This is a genomic window from Bradyrhizobium sp. KZN70725, assembly GCF_055264925.1.
In genome coordinates, this window is the sequence record NZ_JBUYWT010000003.1 from 35,107 (window position 1) to 54,694 (window position 19,588).

The 19,588-nt window shown below is 57.9% G+C and carries 11 protein-coding genes and 1 pseudogene; 7 read left to right on the plus strand and 5 right to left on the minus strand.

Features of this window, described 5'->3' with window-relative positions; translation table 11 throughout:
• The 4 genes from ACZBJS_RS03770 to ACZBJS_RS03785 all read right to left on the minus strand — a co-directional run bounded on the left by ACZBJS_RS03770 (position 1) and on the right by ACZBJS_RS03785 (position 5,771).
• On the minus strand, positions 1-1,791 hold the full coding sequence (locus tag ACZBJS_RS03770; protein ID WP_463438399.1) for a nickel-dependent hydrogenase large subunit: 1,791 nt from the start codon (positions 1,789-1,791) through the stop codon (positions 1-3).
• 23 nt (positions 1,792-1,814) lie between these two features.
• Positions 1,815-2,906 carry a hydrogenase small subunit gene (locus tag ACZBJS_RS03775; protein WP_463438400.1) on the minus strand — a complete coding sequence of 364 codons (1,092 nt, stop codon included), beginning with the start codon at positions 2,904-2,906 and terminating at the stop codon, positions 1,815-1,817.
• 819 nt (positions 2,907-3,725) lie between these two features.
• Complete coding sequence (locus ACZBJS_RS03780) at positions 3,726-4,988, minus strand: serine hydrolase domain-containing protein (protein WP_463438401.1); 1,263 nt, start codon at positions 4,986-4,988, stop codon at positions 3,726-3,728.
• Between the two features lie 102 nt (positions 4,989-5,090).
• Complete coding sequence (locus ACZBJS_RS03785) at positions 5,091-5,771, minus strand: molybdate ABC transporter permease subunit (protein ID WP_463438402.1); 681 nt, start codon at positions 5,769-5,771, stop codon at positions 5,091-5,093.
• 776 nt (positions 5,772-6,547) lie between these two features.
• On the opposite strand from ACZBJS_RS03785, the gene ACZBJS_RS03790 reads away from it, so the two are divergent.
• From ACZBJS_RS03790 to ACZBJS_RS03820, 7 genes and pseudogenes are all read left to right on the plus strand, one after another.
• Positions 6,548-6,805 (plus strand): hypothetical protein, encoded by a 258-nt coding sequence (locus ACZBJS_RS03790; RefSeq protein ID WP_463438403.1) that lies wholly within the window; start codon positions 6,548-6,550, stop codon positions 6,803-6,805.
• A gap of 879 nt (positions 6,806-7,684) precedes the next feature.
• On the plus strand, positions 7,685-8,989 hold the full coding sequence (dctA, locus tag ACZBJS_RS03795; RefSeq protein WP_461345120.1) for a C4-dicarboxylate transporter DctA: 1,305 nt from the start codon (positions 7,685-7,687) through the stop codon (positions 8,987-8,989).
• 955 nt (positions 8,990-9,944) lie between these two features.
• Positions 9,945-12,617, plus strand: coding sequence for a PAS domain S-box protein (locus ACZBJS_RS03800; protein ID WP_463438404.1), 2,673 nt, complete (start codon positions 9,945-9,947; stop codon positions 12,615-12,617).
• Positions 12,614-13,285: a response regulator transcription factor gene (locus ACZBJS_RS03805; protein ID WP_463438405.1), complete on the plus strand. Its 672-nt coding sequence runs from the start codon at positions 12,614-12,616 to the stop codon at positions 13,283-13,285. The genes ACZBJS_RS03800 and ACZBJS_RS03805 overlap by 4 nt, the downstream gene beginning before the upstream one ends.
• Positions 13,286-13,378: 93 nt before the next feature.
• On the plus strand, positions 13,379-13,765 hold the full coding sequence (locus ACZBJS_RS03810; protein WP_463438406.1) for a response regulator transcription factor: 387 nt from the start codon (positions 13,379-13,381) through the stop codon (positions 13,763-13,765).
• A gap of 680 nt (positions 13,766-14,445) precedes the next feature.
• Positions 14,446-15,243: an effector protein NopP gene (locus ACZBJS_RS03815; RefSeq protein ID WP_463438407.1), complete on the plus strand. Its 798-nt coding sequence runs from the start codon at positions 14,446-14,448 to the stop codon at positions 15,241-15,243.
• Between the two features lie 449 nt (positions 15,244-15,692).
• Positions 15,693-17,027: pseudogene (locus ACZBJS_RS03820) on the plus strand (IS5 family transposase).
• 430 nt (positions 17,028-17,457) lie between these two features.
• On the opposite strand, the gene ACZBJS_RS03825 reads toward ACZBJS_RS03820, so the two are convergent.
• On the minus strand, positions 17,458-19,422 hold the full coding sequence (locus ACZBJS_RS03825) for a glycoside hydrolase family 127 protein (RefSeq protein ID WP_463438408.1): 1,965 nt from the start codon (positions 19,420-19,422) through the stop codon (positions 17,458-17,460).
• Between the last annotated feature and the right edge of the window lie 166 nt (positions 19,423-19,588).

The following is a 19,588-nucleotide window of genomic DNA, read 5'->3' on the forward strand; positions in this document are numbered from 1 at the left end:
CTAACGAACATTGACTGAAGCCATTTCTTGGCCGTCAAGACTCATCACATGGGTCGAGCACGCCAGGCACGGATCAAAGGAATGGATCGTACGCAAGATCTCCAGGGGTCGCAGCGGATCGGCCAACGGGGTGCCGATCAGCGAGGCTTCAAAGGCGCCAATATTGCCCTTGGCATCGCGAGGAGATCCGTTCCATGTCGTCGGTACGACACATTGATAGTTGTCGATCTTTGTGTCCTTGATCTTGATCCAGTGCCCAAGCGCACCGCGCGGCGCCTCAGTAAAACCGTAGCCCATGGCCTCCTTGGGCCAGCTTTCCGGCTTCCATCTTGTGACATTTGCAGTTGCCGTATTGCCTGCCTTAATATGGACGACCAACTTATCCTGGAAATAACGCAGCTGATGCGCCGCCCACTGGCATTCGAGTGCCCGTGCCGCGGTACGGCCAAGCGTCGAGAACATCGCCGTCAGGGGAAGATTCAGTCCCTTGAGCAGTCTGTCGGCCGGCTCCTTGAACTCGGCTTTGCCCTGCGCATAACCGATGATGTATCGCGCCAAAGGCCCGACCTCGACGGCGTGGCCGCGCCAGCGCGGCGCTTTGATCCACGAATACTTGCCGCCTTCGTCGAGTTCCTTAATATCAGTCTTACTGCCCTTGACTTTTGGCCCGAGCTCGAAACTCGGTTCGGTGATGCCATCCCATGGATGCAGTCCACAGCAATCGTGCGGGTATTTATACCACGAATGCGTGACGAACTCCTGGATCTGCTCGGGATCACTATGGTCGATCGGCAATATCTCCGTGAGGTTGCCATCAAGGATCACGCCGCGCGGCAGCTTGAGATTGTTCGCTGAACAGTCGTTGGCGTTTTCGAGGATGTCGCCATAGGACATTACGCTTTTGCTTGAAAGTCCGCCGCCATGGAGCCAATCCTTATAGAACGAGCCGATCATTGCGACGTCGGGCAGATAGACCTGCTCGACAAACTCGATCGAACGGTCGATGATCGAGGATACGAGATTAAGGCGCTCCATGTTGATCGCACCCACCGCACCAGTTCCGTCGATGTTGATCGCGCAGGGCACGCCGCCGACCAGCCAGTTCGGATGCGGATTCTTGCCGCCATAGACAGCCTGGATTTTGACGATCTCCTTCTGGAAGTCGAGCGCTTCCAGATAATGTGCCAGGGCCATCAGGTTCGCCTCCGCTGGCAGCTTGTAGGCCGGATGCCCCCAATAGCCGTTCTTGAAGGGACCTAGTTGCCCTGATCCAAAGAATTTAGTCAGCCTGATCTGCAAATCCTTGAAATAGCCAGGGGACGACAATGGCCACGGCGAGATGGACTGCGCCAGCGCAGAGGTCGACTTGGGGGCGGCCTGGAGCGCGGATACCACGTCGACCCAATCGAGCGCGTGAAGATGGTAGAAATGCACGAGATGATCATGCACGAGCAAGCACAGCTGCATGATGTTTCGGATCGAATTGGCGTTCTCCGGAATCGTGATGCCTAACGCATTCTCAACCGCGCGCACGGAGGTCAGCGCATGGGTGCCGGTGCAGACACCGCAAATCCGCTCAGTAAACGCCCAGGCGTCGCGTGGATCGCGCCCGCGCAGGATGACTTCGATGCCACGCCACATCGTCCCGCTCGAAACCGCATTGCGGATCACGTTGTCGGAATCGACATTGGCTTCGACACGCAGGTGGCCTTCGATGCGCGTCAACGGATCGATGACAATTCGCTTGCCCGAGCGATCGAGATTGAACCCATTTGGTATCTGTCCGGCCACCGTCACCCTCTTCTCAATTCCGTTTACTTGGGTGGAGCTGTGCGATCCGGCTTTTTGGTCAACCGCTTCACGGCGGTGGCCGCCGCATGGGCGGCGACGGTCAGCCCAACCACCCCGGCAGCAGCCATACCAATCTGATCGGCGTTCTTCTCAATGCCGAACTGCTTGATGGTCGTGAGTCGGTCGTAAAATGAACCCTTGTCCCAAAAGCCGTCTTCGGAGCAACTCAGGCAGCCGTGGCCGGATTGAATCGGAAATGAAACACCGCTGTTCCACCGAAGGGCCGAACATGCATTGTAGGTGGTTGGTCCCTTGCAGCCCATCTTGTAGAGGCAATAGCCCTTGCGTGCGCACTCATCGTCCCACTCTTCGACGAATTGGCCGGCATCGAAATGGGAACGTCGATAGCATTTGTCGTGAATGCGCTCGGAATAAAACATCTTGGGGCGCCCTTGGCGATCGAGCTCCGGAAGCTTTCCGAACGTGGTGATGAAAGTCACCAAGCCGCTCATGACCTCTGCGATAGGCGGACACCCGGGCACCTTGATGATCGGCTTGTTCTTGATCACCTGATCGATCGGCGCAGCGCCAGTCGGATTGGGCTTGGCCGCCTGGACGCATCCCCAGGACGCACACGTGCCCCAAGCGATGATCGCCATCGATTCTTCAGCCATCGACCTGAGCTTTTCAACGAATGGCTTGCCGCCGTCAATGCAGAACATACCCTCCTGCTTCAGCGGCGGATTACCTTCGACCGCAAGCACATACCTGCCTTTATACTTGGCGCGGGCTTCCTCCAGGATGGCTTCAGCCTGATCTCCTGCCGCCGCCATGATCGTATCGTCATAGTCGAGCGAAATCATCGACAGCAGCGTGTCTTTGATCAGCGGATGGGCCGAGCGGATGAAGCTTTCCGAGCAGCAGGTGCACTCGAGCCCGTGCAGCCAGATCACGGGTACGCGCGGTTTGGTCTCCAGGGCGGCGGCAATAGTGCTTGCGGCAAGCGGACCCAGTCCCAAGCTTGCGGCCGTCAAACTGCAGAATTTGTGGAAACTACGACGCGTGATGCCCTGACCTCTGATCACGCTATAAAGCGTCTCCGTTGCCCCACCCATGAACCCTTCCATGTGAGTCGTCGTCGGCAGTAACGAACTGCTGACGCAGCAGCAAGAAACAGGCCATCGGAGCGCAACGCTTGACTGGGTGCCAAGCCAGCCTTTCGACTCTGGCCCTATCGGCGGGCCGGCCAGCAAGCCCCAGGCGCGCGCCGTCGAGCTCTGTCATGCCAGTGACGTCGTGCTTTGAACGTCGATGTGAGAACTTCAACAGAGCAGCACAATGATTTGCCAATCCTGGCGACCACGTCATACTCGCTTTTGCACGATCGGAACACGCGCGCGCATGCCCTTGTTGAAGGAGTTGGTGCAGGTGACGGGCACCGCGCCAGCCGTCCATCTCCATCAGACTTGCGCTCTGCGGACCAATGGCGGGTTCGATCCGCGTCATAGTCCGACTGCGGACACACGCCAAAGTGGCGGCCCAGCGCGCCGAACAGAAGGCGAGACGAGCCGTGCAGCGCACATGCTTTGATTTGCAAGGCGGATCGATCCGATCTGTCTGTCATGCAATGTGGCTGCCGCACGGCATTACCACGGGATCGGGCGCGAGGGGCTGGATGTTCTGAGCTATCATCTGGGAGCGCATCGCGCGAGCCAATCGACGGCAAGCCGCGGTCCTCTTAGCGTATCACGACACCGCACTCGCCTGCGAGAGTCTCTTCGCGATGCCGGAGGCGTCGCGTTCGTTCCTAGCACCGGCGCAATCCGGCCGAGGATTGCGGGCGCCGGCGCTGACGTTCAGTCATCGGTGTCCGGCAATGGCACCGGGTTCCAACCACCCAAAACTGTCGTCGGGTTCTTTCAACGCCGGGCGAACTATCGAATTATTGCAGCATAGACGATGTACTGGACTTGTTCGCGATAGTACTTGCGGATTTCTCCGGGCGCGGCCGTTCCGACCACCACGACCAGACGTTCCTTTGGGTCGCAGAAAAATTGTGTTCCGTAAGCGCCCGTCCAGGTGAACTCACCTGGATTGCCCGGAACCGCCGAGAGACCCTCGCTTATGCGTACAGCCACTCCGAGTCCAAAGCCGAAGCCGGCACGATGCGCCTCCACATTGGAGACCTTATTCTTGATCTCCGGCCCGAGGTGGTTGGAGATCATGTGGCGCACCGTCTTCGGGCCGAGAATGCGCTGCCCATCGAGCTCCCCGCCGTTGAGCAGCATTTGTCCGAAGCGCACGTAGTCACCGACTGTCGCAAACGCGCAGGCTCCTCCGCAGTCAAACTTCGTCGGACTCTCGAGGAGCTCGATCTCTTGTGGCTTTCCCGTCAGCGGGTCGTCTGGAAACGGATGCGCGAGGCGCTCGCGTTGCGATCTGGACAAATGGAAGGTGGCATCCTGCATGCCGATCGGCTTCCACAGGTTGTTGGCAAGATAGTCGCCCAATCGTTGCCCGCTGATCTGTTCCACGACAGCTCCAAGCACGTCGGTTGAGAAGCCGTATTCGAATTCCGTCCCCGGTTGGCGTGCTAGCGGCAACTTGGTAATGGCATGGATGAAAGCCTGCTTGTCGCCCTTTACCGGCGGGGCTGCAAATTCCGGGTAGAGACGCGCCACTTGGTCTGGGCTATCTGGAGGCGCGCCATACGTGAGACCTGATGTGTGTCGATAGAGATCGTGGATGTAGATCGGAGAACTCTGCGCTAGATATTTTAACGAACCGTCAGGCCGTGGCACCGCCACCTTCATGTTTGCGAATTCCGGGTAATAGTCCGTAAGCCTGCCCCGTAGAGGCAGGCGACCTTGCTCCATGAGGGTGAGGCCGGCAACGGCCACCATCGGCTTGGTCATAGATGCGAGCGCGAACACCGCATCGAGCCGCATCGACGATCCTTTTGCAGGATCAAGTTGGCCGTACGCCTTGTAGTGGATTAGCTTGCCGTCTCGGGCGATTGCAACCACCGCGCCCGGCACGCGTTTGTTTTCGATCTCACGATCGAAGAACTCGTCTAGCTTCGCAAGGCGCCGCTGAGAAACTCCGACATCATCGGCCATGACCTCGGGCAGAGGCGCTGGATGCACTGAATTGAGGCTGATTCCAGCAACCGCTGCGGCCATAACAAGCTTGTTCATTCTATCCTCGCCATTAGACGGAGCTGGCTTGCGCTGCTCCAGCTGTGGCATGTCTGGTCTGACAAGCGGAACGCCCCTCGATCCGGCTTGGCGTGCCTGCGCTCATGTGCTTCTCCTGGCACAGCGTCTGTCGAGGAGAGCTAAAGTGAAGATGACCGCAAAAGCGAACATCACCATGCCGCCTGCAATCACGCTCGCCTCGCGCCAGCGTGATGCTTGGACGTAGTCTATGACGTAGGCAGACAACACCTTTGTGCGCCCGGGAATACTGCCGCCGATCATCATCACGACGCCGAATGTGCCGATCGTATGAGCAAAACCAATCACAGCGGCTTTGACAAACTCCAATCGCGCCAGCGGCAAACCGATTGTAATGAAGGCATACAATGGAGAAACCCGCGCCGCAGCTTCCACCGGAGGGTCGCCCATCGCAACAAAGGCGTTGCGGATTGGCTGCACCACCAAAGGCAGCGCCGAGAGCACCGATCCGACTACGATTCCTGCGAAGGTAAAGGCGAGCGAGCGCTCGCCCCAGAAAGAAGCGAGAAGCCCGCCTGGACCGCTGGGGCCAAGCAGCACGAGGACGCAGAAACCGAGTGCCGTCGGCGGCAGCACCAGCAGCAGCGTGATGATCGCTGCCACGGCCTCGCGCAGAGCAGTCTTTGAACGCGCTAGCCACCACGCGAGCGGCGCACCAATCACCAGGAGGATCATGGTCGTCACGCTGGCGAGCTCGACCGTAAGCGCAACGGATTGCCAAATCTCTGCCGAAAACGCATCCATCGCCGTCAGCCCCCCAGCGAGAGACAGTCGCCATCTCGAGGCAGTGATCGCCTGCACGTCCGGCGCGCCGAGGCATGGGGCGCGCAGCGCCTCTTAGTCGTGCGGAACTTCGTGGCGGCCACCACATTGACGCGCGTCGTTCTCGCAAGCAAGAGCAGCGTCGCAAGCTTCATAGGAAACTCCTGTTTCGGGGCCACTTCGACCGATCTTGACGGCGGCAGCTCCTCGCTCGTCATCCAGCAATCCCTGTGCCGCTTGCGCAATGTGGTAAGTCTAGGCTCAACGTGAGAAAATACGCACCAATAACGAGTTCACTGTGGAGCTGATCCTGCGCTCTGTCAGGTTTCCGGCATCTTTGTTCCCGAGCAGACAGCGACGGCACAATGATTGGCAGAGTTTGACGCCCTCAGGGTTGTTATTGGATCTTACGGCGCTTGATGATCACTCGACGCGATCCTTAAGTGGTTTCTGTTTCGACAATTGCCCCGGCCGCTTAGAGTTCGCTCGAACGCGGGCGCAGCTGAGCGCGAGCACAACCCGCCGCATTCCCACTTTACGATAATGGACGCGGCTGGTAGCAAGGATATCGGAATTAATGCCTTTGCTTGGCAGTGCCGGAAAAGACCATCAAGCAGAGACGCCTTCATCCAGCAATCATGTGCGCACCATAGTCAGCGGGCGCACAACCTTGCGACATGCAGCTAGTTGTGCTGGGGCCGGGACCTGCCGCCGAGAACGGTTTGCAGCGAACCTACAGAGCGTCCGGGCGGTGCCGTATGTCGACCGTGATAGTGCCCCGGGCGCGAGATCTTTTCGTTCGCGCGTTTCTGCGGCTCGCCGTAGAAGACGTCACGGTGGTCAAGATCACCGTCGGTCTTGACGATGTCGATGGCGCAAACGCCACACTCGCCGCGCACCAAATTGCCGAAGCGCGCCTCTGCGCGATTTACGATAGTGGCAACCCCTCCCCGATGCGCATGGATGGCGTGAAGGCGCGTTGCTCAAGCATCGCGCATGCTTGGACAATCCGATAAAAACGACGGAATCAGCGCGCCCCTTCATCTTGCTCCGCGCCGCATGCGCCGTGCTCGGAGATTCTCAAACCACGATTCGGCTCTGTAGTGCGCGCCCACATGCGGGAGCTATAGAGCATGTGCGGTGTTCCCATTCTGGCCAACCGCGCGTCGAGCAGCGACGACGGTAGCCCCGTTTTGAGGGGCGACGTTGCCGCTGAACTCGGCAACAGACGGCAGGACTTCAAGGGCCATAAGATTCCTTCTTCTTGGACGACTTCTGCGGGCTCCTGAGCGCACAGCCAGATGTCCGCCTTCTACTGAACTGTGCGGTCAATCACCTGGAGACAAATGCCCCGCGAACGGACATGCTTTGCCGCTACCGAAAATGTAGCGGCTCCATCATAGAATTTTGAGGCAATCGGGTTTCAGATCTTCGATGTGCCAGGCTTCCATCGTATGAATGCCTACGATCGAAACTATCGATTTTACTAATCTCACGCAGTGTTGCATCAATCTCATCAGTCGGCGCATACCGATCACGCCAAGCTTCTAAGCGCGCGCTCTCGAGACGAGCCCGCGCTACGCCCAGCCGACCACAGATACGCATTATGCTGCAACGTCATGTTCGAGCTTGCAACCGTGGTCCGAGCACCTGGACCGAGCCAACGGCGAGAGACAGTTTATCCGCGGACACTTGATTCGCTGCAGATCGGACATCTGGTGCATATCTTGCTTAGCGAAAAAAGATAACGTAACTGAACGCCTGCCTTTGGGATGACGCGCCGCCTCTCGGATCGTCTTCAATCGGACACGGCTAAAACAACGAGCCTCGCATGATGCTGTCGCCTCTCAACGACGCGGCGGCTTGCATTCGAGTATATTCGGGAAGGAAGCGTCATGACCACCATGGCAACCGCGGCACCCGCGCGCGCGTCGCAGACTTGGTATAAGATCCTCTACGTCCAGGTGTTGATCGCCATCGTGGTTGGTGCTTTGGTCGGTTGGCTGTGGCCATCTGTCGCGACCAACGATTGGGTCAAGGCGCTCGGTGACGGATTCATCAAACTCATCAAGATGGTGATCGCACCGATCATCTTCTGCACCGTCGCATCCGGCATCGCGCACATTCAGGATGCAAAGAAAGTCGGTCGCGTGGGCGTCAAGGCATTGGTCTATTTCGAGATCGTCTCCAGCTTTGCGCTGCTATTGGGCCTTATTATGGGTAATCTGATCCAAATCGGTCGTGGCCTTGCACTCAAGCCGGACGCGGCAGCGGTCGCCAATTACGTCAAGCAAGCGGAAGCGTCTAAGAGCGTCGATTTCATCCTCAACATCATTCCCGATACCGTGGTCGGCGCGTTCGCTCGCGGCGATGTTTTGCAGGTACTCCTGTTCGCGATCCTGTTCGGTTTTTCTCTGATGGCGCTAGGAGAACGCGGGGAGCGGCTGCGCGGCATGATTGACGACGTCGCGCACGCGGTGTTCGGCGTAATCGGCATCATCATGAAAGCGGCCCCGATCGGGGCCTTCGGCGCCATGGCCTTCACGATTGGCAAGTTCGGGCCGGCAGCGCTCGGCAATCTGATCGGTCTGATCGCGCTATTTTACGTGACGGCTGCGCTTTTTGTTGTGGTGGTGCTCGGCGTTATCGCACGCATCGTCGGCTTTTCGATTTTCAAGTTCATTGTCTATATCAAGGACGAGCTTTTGATCGTGCTCGGCACTTCGTCCTCGGAAAGCGCGCTGCCGCAATTGATGGAGAAGCTTGAGCGGCTGGGCTGCTCCAAGCCCGTGGTCGGCCTGGTTGTCCCAACTGGGTACTCCTTCAACCTCGATGGCACCAACATTTATATGACGCTTGCCACATTGTTCATTGCCCAAGCGCTCGGCGTCGATCTCACCTTTGGCCAACAGCTCACGATCTTGCTCGTGGCAATGCTGACCTCCAAGGGGGCGAGCGGCGTCACCGGCGCAGGCTTCATCACGCTCGCCGCAACATTGTCGGTCGTCAACCCGGCGCTGGTACCGGGTATGGCAATCGTGTTCTCGATAGACAAGTTCATGAGCGAGGTACGCGCCCTTACCAACATCACTGGCAATGGCATTGCAGCCGTGTTCGTATCATGGTGGGAAGGCGAGCTAGAGCACGCGACGTTGCACGCTCGGCTCGACCGGCCCACCACTGTCGACACGGGGAGGTAGGCCACGGCATCCCCAGAACGCAGCTCTTGCTCCGCGTCGCGCCCCCGGCAGTCGCCTGTGAGGGGTTACCGCACGCGATAAGGAGCTGCAGTTTTAGAAAGTCATTTTCAAACGTGGTCTTTCGAGGTCAGGCTTCTGGCCAGCCGAGCGCCTGTGCAACATTGCCGAGCCAGACAGTAAGACTGCGAAAGAACGTATCCAGCGTGACGGACCAAGGTGTTGGCTTGCCCACAAATGCCCATGTGCGTGGTCAACACACTTGCCTCGCCCGGCCGACGAGGCGGTAGTGTCTTCCGTGCAACTCAGTACTACGGTGCGTATCAGATCGCGATGCGTGGACTAGATTGGCACCTTGACTGGGACGAGCCGGCTCGCAGAAGCAAGTGTTGGCTCGGCCCTCATATACCCGCCCTGAATTTCGGCTGACGGCTCGTCGGCACCGAGCCTGGGCGGACATGGCCGCGAGGCATAGATAGCAGTTGCATAACTTCGCCTTGCTATCTCGGCACATTACATTGCGCTCCCTTCCGCATGATCGATCGCGAGATGCGTGGTCCCGCAGCTTGCACCTGCCCTTTCCGGGTTCGACGAGGGGGCCTGCTTTTTCGGCCGCGACGTCCTGGCTGAACTGGAGTCCTTGTCCTCGTCGTGGGTGCCACTGGGTCGCGGCGGCGGTCCTCGGCCGCAGCCTCGAATGCCTGCCCCGAGGTCACCGGCGGCGGAGGAAGCAGACAACCCAGCCTCGATTGTACAGAGGTCAGCGCGCAATATTGAAAGGTTTAGGACAACTATACGTACGTTTGTAATGCGTCTTCGTTCGGCGCGTGCTGAGTTCAACACTAGGCAATCAATCTCGGAACCGCGCACGAGCGTCTGTCGGCACGGAAAGGATTGCCTCATTTTCGCCTAAAATGTTATAGCTCTCCCGCCGGAGAAAAGGCCGGACGATATAAAAATGCTTAGCCAGATCAGCAGTTTGAAAGTTTCAGCCCCTCAGTTTACCTTCGGCAGCATAACGTTGGCCGTAGTAACGCTGGCTTGCTTGTACCTTCACGCGCAGTTCGCTGCGACGGCGTTCGCCTATTTGTTAGTCGTATTGCTGTTTTCGTTGATGGGCAGCCTCATCGCGTCATCCGCGCTTTGTGTCGTGGCCATCGTAGCTCTGGCTTACTACTTTGCGCCGCCAGCGTTCAGTCTGCGGATCGATGATCCACAAGATCTTCCGGTGGTCGTTGCGTTCTTCATTGTCTCGATCATCGGAACGCACCTGATCGGAAAAGTCCGCCAAGAAAGCCAAGCCGCGCGTGAGGCCGCAGCCAAGCTCCGGATCAGCGCGGCCGATTTGGAGGACCGCGAGAAACGCTGGCAAGCAATCTTTGAACACAATCCGGCCATGTACGTCATGGTCGACGAAGCCGGTACCGTCCTCAATACCAATACGTTCGGCGCGGCACAGCTCGGCTATGCGCGTTCCGAACTGATCGGCCATTCCATCCTGGGAGTCTTTCTGGAGGAGGATCGCGAGTTAGCTCGCGAATGCATTCGCGCCTGCCTTGAAGATATCGGTCAGTCGCGGACCTGGGAGGCCCGGAAAGTGAGGAACGATGGCTCCGTACTGTGGGTACGTGAAAATGCCAAAGCCATGCTCTGGGCTGATGACCGGCCCATTGTTCTGATATCCTGCGAAGATATCACGGAACGGAAGCGGACCGAGTTTGCCCTGCAGCGGAGCGAAGCACATTTGGCCCAGGCGCAGGAGCTGAGCAATACGGGCAGCTTCGGCTGGAACGTCGTCACCGGCGAGGTCTTCTGGTCAAAGGAGACGTTTCGAATATTTGAGTTGGACCCGCAGACCGTTCCGTCGCCGCACCTCGTCGTCGAGCGCACCCATCCAGATGATAGGGCTTCGGTTCAAGAGGTCATTGATCGGGCGATGCGAGATCCGAAGGATTTCGAACACGAATACCGGCTGCTGCTGCCGGACGGCTTGGTGAAGCACATCCATGCGCGGGCACGAGCCACGAGAACCGCCAGCGGTGATATTGAGTTTGTCGGAGCAGCGACGGATGTTACCGCGGAGCGGCAAGCAGAGCAGAAGCTGCGCCGCAGTGAGGCCTATCTCGCCGAAGCCCAGCATCTCAGTCACACGGGCAGTTGGTCCTGGGACGTTCATGGGCTCGATTTTGTGTATCGCTCCGCCGAGGTCGATCGTCTGTTTGAGTTTGATCCGCAAGAGACTGTATCGATAGAGACCATTCGCTCGCGCATCCATCCAGACGATCTGCCCGGGCTCCAGGAGGTGCAGCGCCAGGCTATCGAGCTCAAGGAAGATCGCTTCGAGTATGATTTTCGAATCCTTCTAAAAGACGGCGGGATAAGGCGCATACACTCCGTTGCGCATATCGTGCTCGGCAACGATGGTTGCGTGAGCGAACTGATCGGAACGCATATGGATGTGACCGAGCAATACGCCGCCAGAGAGCGCCTGGAAAACACACTGGCTGCGCTGCGCGAAAGCGAGCAGCGCTTTCGCGATTACGCCGAGACGGCTTCCGATTGGCTCTGGGAGACCGGGCCGGATCACCAGGTTACGCGCTTGTCCGAGCACACCAGCGCTGCGGGAATCTTAGCGACAGGATTGATGGGCCTGCTCCGCTGGGACATTGCGTGCGATGTCGAAGAGGAACCTGAGAAGTGGCAGCAGCACCGGGCCACACTGGAGGCGCATCTGCCGTTCCGGGATCTGGTCTACCGTACTGTCAACCGGACCGGATCTCCGATCTACGTTCGGACGAGCGGCAAGCCCTTTTTTGATACGAACGGCAAGTTCCTTGGTTACCGTGGCGTCAGCACCGACATCACCGCTATTATTCGCGCAGATCAAGCCGAACAACAGTTGCGAAAGGCACATGCGGAACTTGCGCATGTGACACGTGTAACGACGTTAGGAGAGCTGACAACCTCCATTGCCCATGAAATCAACCAGCCACTCGCCGCAATCATCAGCAACGCCGACGCGTGCCTGGGCTGGATGGGCCGCGAAACTCCTGATCTATCGGCGGCGCGCTCTTCGGTTGAGTGGATCATCGAAGACGCAATACGGGCAAGCGAAGTGATCCGTCGCGTGCGCGCTCTTGCGAAGAAGGGCGAGATCGAGATGGTGCCGCTCGATATCAATGAGGTCGTTAGAGACGTCATTGCGCTGGTGACCCGAGAGCTGGTGAGCCACCAGGTGGTGTTAAGAACCGAGCTGATGGCAGCGCTGCCTACGATTCTGGGTGACCGGATTCAGCTGCAGCAAGTGATCATCAATCTGGTGATGAACGGGATCGAAGCCATGGACGCAGTTAGGGACCGAAAGCGTGAGTTGCTGATTCAGTCGTCTATGGACGATATGGGGCATGTGCAGGTGGCCGTGACAGATTGGGGCGTCGGGATCGCCGAGAATGATGCGGACCGCGTGCTAGAGCCTTTCTTCACCACGAAATCCAGCGGCCTTGGAATGGGTCTTTCGATCTGCCGGTCGATCGTCGAGGCTCACGGAGGACGGCTGTCAGTGGCGCGCAAGCAGGAGCCGGGCGTGACATTCCAGTTTGCCCTGCCGTTGCATGAGGAGATCGTCTCATGACGCGACGCTTTGACTCGCCAAGCAGCAATCTCGAGGCTTCGACAAAGGCGATCGTCTTCGTCGTCGAGGACGACATTTCTATGCGTCGGTCGCTCACCAACCTTTTTCAATCGGTAGGTTTGGAAGTAGTTGCATTTGGATCGGCCCGCGAAATGCTGCAGAGCGCACTTCCGGATGTTGTTAGCTGTCTGGTTCTTGATGTCCGGCTCCCAGGCTTGAGCGGCCTGGAGTTCCAAACCGAGCTGGCGAAGTTGAACATACATATTCCGATCATTTTCATTACCGGCCATGGCGACATTCCCATGAGCGTCAGGGCGATGAAAGGAGGCGCGGTCGATTTTCTTACCAAACCGTTTCGCGATCAGGAATTGCTTGACGCGGTGATCGCCGCGACCGAGCGCGACCGCAAAAGACGGGAGGCCCGGCAAACCGTCGCAAACCTGCAGTCCCTATTTGAGACCCTAAGCCCGCGCGAACAGGCAGTGATGAAGCTGGTCGCTTCCGGCCTGATGAACAAGCAGGTAGCCGCTGAGCTTGGGCTCGCCGAGATTACGGTCAAGATCTACCGGGGACACGTAATGAGAAAGATGCGTGCCCGCTCGCTGGCCGATCTGATCAGAATGGCTGAGACTCTGGGGATCGGCGCCAATCGTCCTGAACAAACCTAAGTATGATTTTACAATTTCGTCCCTCGAGCCCACTTTTCACCCAGGGTGGCTAATGCCTCGGCAGCCGTTAGTCCCGCGCCAGGAGGGATCGTCTTGTCCACGCCTTTGATTTCTGTCGTTGACGACGACGCATCTGTCCGTGCGGCGACGGAGAACCTATTGAAATCGCGCGGCTACATCGTTCAAACATTTACATCGGCGGAGGATTTTTTGAGATCGCCGCGGTTGGAGGAGACCTCCTGCGTAATTACGGACGTGCAGATGCCGGTTATGAGCGGCTTGGACCTGCTGGCGGAAATGCGGACTCGCGGTTACGGGGTGCCGTTCATTTTCATTACTGCCTTCCCGAACGACCGCGTGCGCGCCTCAGCTCTGAGCGCAGGAGCGATTGGTTTCTTGGCCAAGCCCTTCGCCGGACATACACTGATCGAGCACCTCGATGCCGCACTGAAGGAAAACCGCAACGGAGGATGCACTTGAAACGATCAGCCGGCAGCGAGTCATTTCAGCCCCGAATGTCGAGATCCGGTCGCGAGCTCGGTACGATCTTATTGAAGCGGACTCTGCGAAATCAGGCGGCCCAGCGGCAGTCGATGTCGCATACCGCCGTCAGACATGACCGATGCGAAATCCTGAGTACCTCAAAGAGCTGATCATCATCGAAAGCACTTCGTCACCAGTGAAACGAATGAGATCGAATCCGTAGTCCTCATTCGCTCGCAGGCCGTCCTCCACTCGTGCACCGTACCAATCTGCGGTGAGGCGAGGAGCATGATTGATGTTGACGCGACAAGGTCGAAATCCACACTCGATCACAAAGTCGCAATTGGCCGATTGTTCTTTCTAGAGGTGGGCACCAACCGCATTCAGACTATGAATCCGGACGGATCCAACCGTTTATCGGCATAAACGGCGGATCAATCGAACGTGCCGACCTCGTAAAACTGATCGTTCGGCGCGGCGCGACATTTGCGCCGAAGCAAATCCAGCTCGATCATAAAAATCGGAAACTCTATGGCCCTGCAGACCTCGACTCGCGACTTTCCGGCCGCGTTTTCCTTCAAGACGCGGTGTCAGCTTGCGGACAGCTAAGCTCGGTATCAAGCAGGGCAGGTCGAGGGACCTGAACAAAATGCAACATCGATAGGAGTATGGTCGTCATGTACAATCGAATTAACAACTGGTCGGATATTCCATCCGATGATGAGCATCATCACTCACGCAGTCACGGGAATGCCGACGACTTTTCCGACGTGTTCGCTAGAATGCGATTGCACGATTCCGGTGCCAGCTCATCGTCGCAGCCGAATTATTATCTCAGCTCAAGAGCTCCTGTCATTGAAATCGACCAAGCCAGATTCCGGCAAGAGGTGAGGAACTTTCATGGCGAAGAAATCAATCATATCGCCAACAATCCGCAGGAGTACTCGGAATATGTATCCGAAAGAGCCAGGCGCACGGCGGACGTCGCTAGCAATTTCGGGATCCGAAGGGATTCTGACGCCGCCCGATATTACAGCTACCAACTAGGAAACAGGAGCGTCGGTCTCCAAAGAACGGAAGCGGGATTTCCTATGGAGAGTGAGTTCTACAGCCAACAGTGGCGAGAACAGTTCCCCGGACGCACTGACGTCACCTCGATCGTGGATTTTCAGGTTGCTCATCCGCTCGTCGGCAACGCTGGCGATATTCTGCTCGAGCACCAGCTACGGCAAGACGGCGAACGGCCGCTGGTGAACTGGCGTCCTGCTAATGACGAAGCGAGAACTCGTGCAGAACAAATGGGCTTCGTTGAAGTGGATCAAAATGATATGGTGCTCGATCCCACCCAGTCCAGCCAATGGCGATACGTGGATGGTGGATGGCAGCGTGCAACCAGTTCTTCGAGGTATCTCTCCAAAGTGGCGAGCGATACTGAGTCTTCTTCAGAGTCCGACTCGGACGGAGACTTTATGTGACGTGAGATCTGCACCTCCATGAAAGGAGGTGCAGGAGCGCAGACCAACCAACATTTGCGGCTTACGATCGAGCCCAGGACTGAACGAAGCCGAATCCAATTCGGCTCAATGCGTGAGGTGTAGCTTACCGCACCGCGGCGGTTACGAGAGTTGGCTGGTTATGAATAGCGCAGCAGAAAACCCCGGCTTGCAGCCGGGGTTTTCGACGCCGCCGGGCGGCACGAGCGGATTGCCTATGGCAGGCGCGAGCGTCATCGTGTCCGCTTCCGGCCAGTTAACGCGTCGACCGTGAAGAGCGGCTAAGCGACTGAGGTGAGATCGCATTATTCGTTGTGGCCTGTTTTGGGATTGCAGAGTTTTGATGTTTCGGGCATCGGAACCCTGCAATTTCATTTTCAGGATTCCGTCGTATCGCCAGTCATGATTCCGTGCTCGCATCGGAGGTGGCGATGCGACCGAAGAAGCCCAAGGCAACGGGATCGGGCGATCTGTTCCGGGCCAGGCTGGGCCAGATCATCAACATGAAGCACGAGCTGGTTCAGCTCGCCGGCAGCGTTGATTGGGACTGGATCGACGGCGAGATCGCGCCGCTCTACAGCGAGAACGGTCGACCGGGGATTGCGACCTGCTTCATGATCGGGCTGCTGCTGCTCAAGCACATTTACGGCCTGTCCGATGAGGGGGTGTGCGAGCGCTGGTCCACGACCCATATTTCCAGTACTTCACCGGCGAAGAGTTCTTTCGCATGCGTTCCCGCACGAGCGCTCGGACCTGAGCCACTGGCGCAAGCGGCTCGGCGACAAGCTGGAGCTGCTGTTGGCCGAGAGCCTGCGGGTGGCGCACCAGACCGGCACGTTACGCAGCCAGGATCTCAAACGGGTCACGGTCGATACCACCGTGCAGCCGAAGGCCATCACCTTCCCGACCGATGCCAAGCTACTGCACGCGGCGATCAAGGGGCTCAACCGCCTGGCGAGGAAGCACGGGGTCAAGCTGCGGCAGTCCTATCTTCGCATTGCCAAGACCGCGGCGATGATGGCGGGACGCTACGCCCACGCCAAGCAATTCAAGCGGCATCAGCGGCAGTTGCGCAGCCGGTTGGGCCGAATCATCCGCGATATCCGCCGCAAGATCGAAGGCCTGGCCGTACTCGAGAACGCCTTCGCCCTCTCGCTCAGCCAGGCCTCCCAGATCCGCTCGCAGCAGCAGCGCCAGCGCGGCTGGAAGCTGTATTCCTTCCATGCTCCGGAGGTCGAGTGCATCGGCAAGGGCAAGCAGCCGCGCCTTACGAGTTCGGTGTCAAAGCCTCCATCGTCACCAGCAACCGCCGGGCTCCCGGCGGCCTGTTCGTGCTGCATGCCAGTGCGCTACCCGATAACCCGTACGACGGTCATACCTTGCGGGACGTAATCGACCGCACCGAGACACTCACCGGCTGTGCGATCGAGCGGGCCTATGTCGACAAGGGGTACCGCGGCCATGACGCACAAAATCCCCGCCGGGTCTTCATCTCCGGCCAGAAGCGCGGCGTCTTCGGGGTCATCAAGCGCGAGCTGCGCCGCCGCTCCGCCATCGAACCCATCATCGGACACCTGAAGACCGATGGTCACCTCGGCCGCTGCTACCTCAAAGGCCGCGCCGGCGATGCCGCCAACGTCATCCTCTCGGCCGTCGGCCACAACTTTCGCCGCATCCTCGCCTGGCTGAGGGCTCTTTGGTGCCTGATCCTGACCACCCTCATCGCGACCGCCAGCGATCGTTTGCCGTCTAAATCGATTTTTTAACAGACGACTAGATTTCTGCACTTGGTCAAGGCCTGTTAGGCCGTGTGGAGCTGATAGGCAGCAGCCTGGCTTACGAAAACCTGACGTGGATCCTCTAATCGTACTTCATTTTGGCTTGTCGCCGTGCTTGCTTCAAAACACGCACGGCGGCACGCTCAAGCCATCGGCATTTGGTCGGCTTGATGAGGCCAAGAGCAAGTCCGAGGGTGCCTCTTCACCAACAATTGGATCGCTCGATGTTGGCCTGCTTACTCCAAGCGACTCGTTCGCGTTCCAACGGCTCGCTGAACCGGCTCATATCCTGTTCTTCGCTTGATAGTTCAGTGGAGCTCGTGGACGGGCCGACTTAAATGGATTGACGACGTCCAGGCTTTGACCGGCGATATTGCCTATCTAACTAAGATTCATCGCAGCAGGCCCCTTGTCAGCGTCAGCGCTCATTTATCCAAATCCGCATTTCGCCTTCACCGCGGTTCGCCCAGCTGAACCACGGAATGAATGTCAACCGCGTTGGTTCTAGCTGTCCAGGCACCCTGTCGTAATGATAAAGTGGCGCTTCTTCGGATTGCGTGTGTTGAAGTCGCGCTCCGTCCGCCTGCAGCAAAATCTTGCCGTTGAAGAGATCAGTTCCGTCGACAAGGGAAAAACGGCTGTCTGCATGAAGCCAAACGTTGTGTAACTCGGTCCCGTTGTCGACTTCCTCAAGGCAATAAACTAGCGGGCCACGCTCTATGGCCACCTTGCCAGCCAAATTACGAACTTGCGGATGGCCGTAGACGCGACGTACTTGCATCGGCAGCAATAGTTTGACGCGATCTCCCTGCCTCCATGTCCGGTGAATGTGCAAATAGCCACTTCGGGGCTCGCAATTGATACGCTCTCCATTCAGACTCGCCTCCGGCGCGCTGCACCATTGTGGTAGGCGCAGAGCGAGTGTGTGGGAAATTGGCAGCGCGGATTCGACGGCGATCTCCACTTCGTCTTTCCAGGGATAGTTGCCGCTCATGAGCAGTCGCAGCTTAGTCCCGCCGACCGGTATTTCCACCCTATTGCCTACGTAGAGATTTACATAGAGCGCATCGGCGCGGGGTGTATAGATATAATGACCAATCGATGCGAAAAGCCGTGCGATGTTCGGTGGACAGCACGCACAGCCAAACCAGTGCCTTCGCACCGGCGAGACATGATTATAAATGCCATTGGACCTCAGCGTTTTGGGATGCATTTCGAGCGGATTAACATAGAAATAATGACGACCGTCGAATGCGATACTGCCGAGAACGGTATTGTAGAGCGCGCGCTCCATCACGTCGGCATAGTGACCATCCAGCTCCATCTCCAGCATACGACGCGCGAACATCATTAGGCCAATGGACGCGCAACTTTCCGCATACATCGTATCATTCGGCAGATCGTAATCGCAGCTAAACGCTTCGCCCGCGCTTTGCGAGCCGATGGCTCCGGTAAGATAGATCTGGCGCTGCACCATGCTTTGCCACAGCCGTAGGCAAATCTGACGTTGCTGATCGTTCTGACGCAGCCGGGCAAGATGAGCTACCCCGGTCATGAGGTATACAAAGCGAACCGCATGGCCGGTGGCAGTCCGCTGCTGCGAAAGTGGCAAATGCGCTTGGCTATATGCTTTGTTTCTTAACATCCATGGCGGGCGGCCTGATTTGGTCGCACAGGATCGCCGGCGCTTCTCGTACTCAATGTCGTAAAAATGGGGCTCCGAGCCGCGTTGCTCCACGAAAAAATTGGCTAGCGCGAGATATCGCTGCTCATGCGTCACTTCGTAGAGACGCACTAACGCAAGTTCAATTTCTGGGTGGCCATCGTAGCCATGTAGCTGATCGCGCTCCGGGCCGAAAACTCTGTCGACGTGGTCAGCAAGTCTGCAACCAACCTCGAGCAATCGCCGTTCGCCCGTCGCCTGAAAGAAAGCGACACCCGCTTCAATCAAATGGCCGGCGCAGTAAAGCTCGTGGCACTCTGCTAAGTTGCTCCAGCGCTCCCGAGGCGCGTTCAGTGTGAAATAGGTGTTAAGATAGCCATCGCCACATTGGGCGGTTGCAATCAATTCAATCAGCTCGTCGGCAGCCTTCTCCAGCTCTGGATTGGGTGCCTGGCATAGCGACCAAGCAACCGCCTCCAGCCATTTTGCGACGTCACTGTCCTGAAAAACCGTGCCTTGGAACTCGCCTCTCGCATCTCCGGCGGCGATGCGGAAGTTCTCCACCGCGTGGCTCGGGATCGCCTCTGGATTGCGATCGTTCAGCACCTCCCATTGGTAGGGAATTGCCACTTCCCTTACCAACTGCTGACATTTCCCAATCAGTGGATCCAAGACGTGTAGGTTGTGAAGATCGATTTCGGCCACATCCCGCTCACTCATTTCAATCCTCTCTGGTGGGACGGAAGGACGCCTAGCCGGACAGGCCGACGCACCATGATTGCGTTGCTGGAGTTGCGGCACTGAGGTTTGCGGCTGCACAGTCCTATTCCCGAAGCGAGTGTTGCAGTGATAGAAATGGAGAGGGTTCTCCTGCGGCGTCGCACTA

What these genes read in the sequence shown, in the direction of transcription:
- ACZBJS_RS03775 (WP_463438400.1), bottom strand. Translation starts at nt 2,906, where the DNA reads ATGGGTGGGGCAACGGAGACGCTTTATAGCGTGATCAGAGGTCAGGGC.
- ACZBJS_RS03780 (WP_463438401.1), bottom strand. Translation starts at nt 4,988, where the DNA reads ATGAACAAGCTTGTTATGGCCGCAGCGGTTGCTGGAATCAGCCTCAAT.
- ACZBJS_RS03785 (WP_463438402.1), bottom strand. Translation starts at nt 5,771, where the DNA reads ATGGATGCGTTTTCGGCAGAGATTTGGCAATCCGTTGCGCTTACGGTC.
- ACZBJS_RS03790 (WP_463438403.1), top strand. Translation starts at nt 6,548, where the DNA reads ATGTCGACCGTGATAGTGCCCCGGGCGCGAGATCTTTTCGTTCGCGCG.
- dctA (WP_461345120.1), top strand. Translation starts at nt 7,685, where the DNA reads ATGACCACCATGGCAACCGCGGCACCCGCGCGCGCGTCGCAGACTTGG.
- ACZBJS_RS03800 (WP_463438404.1), top strand. Translation starts at nt 9,945, where the DNA reads ATGCTTAGCCAGATCAGCAGTTTGAAAGTTTCAGCCCCTCAGTTTACC.
- ACZBJS_RS03805 (WP_463438405.1), top strand. Translation starts at nt 12,614, where the DNA reads ATGACGCGACGCTTTGACTCGCCAAGCAGCAATCTCGAGGCTTCGACA.
- ACZBJS_RS03815 (WP_463438407.1), top strand. Translation starts at nt 14,446, where the DNA reads ATGTACAATCGAATTAACAACTGGTCGGATATTCCATCCGATGATGAG.
- ACZBJS_RS03825 (WP_463438408.1), bottom strand. Translation starts at nt 19,422, where the DNA reads ATGAGTGAGCGGGATGTGGCCGAAATCGATCTTCACAACCTACACGTC.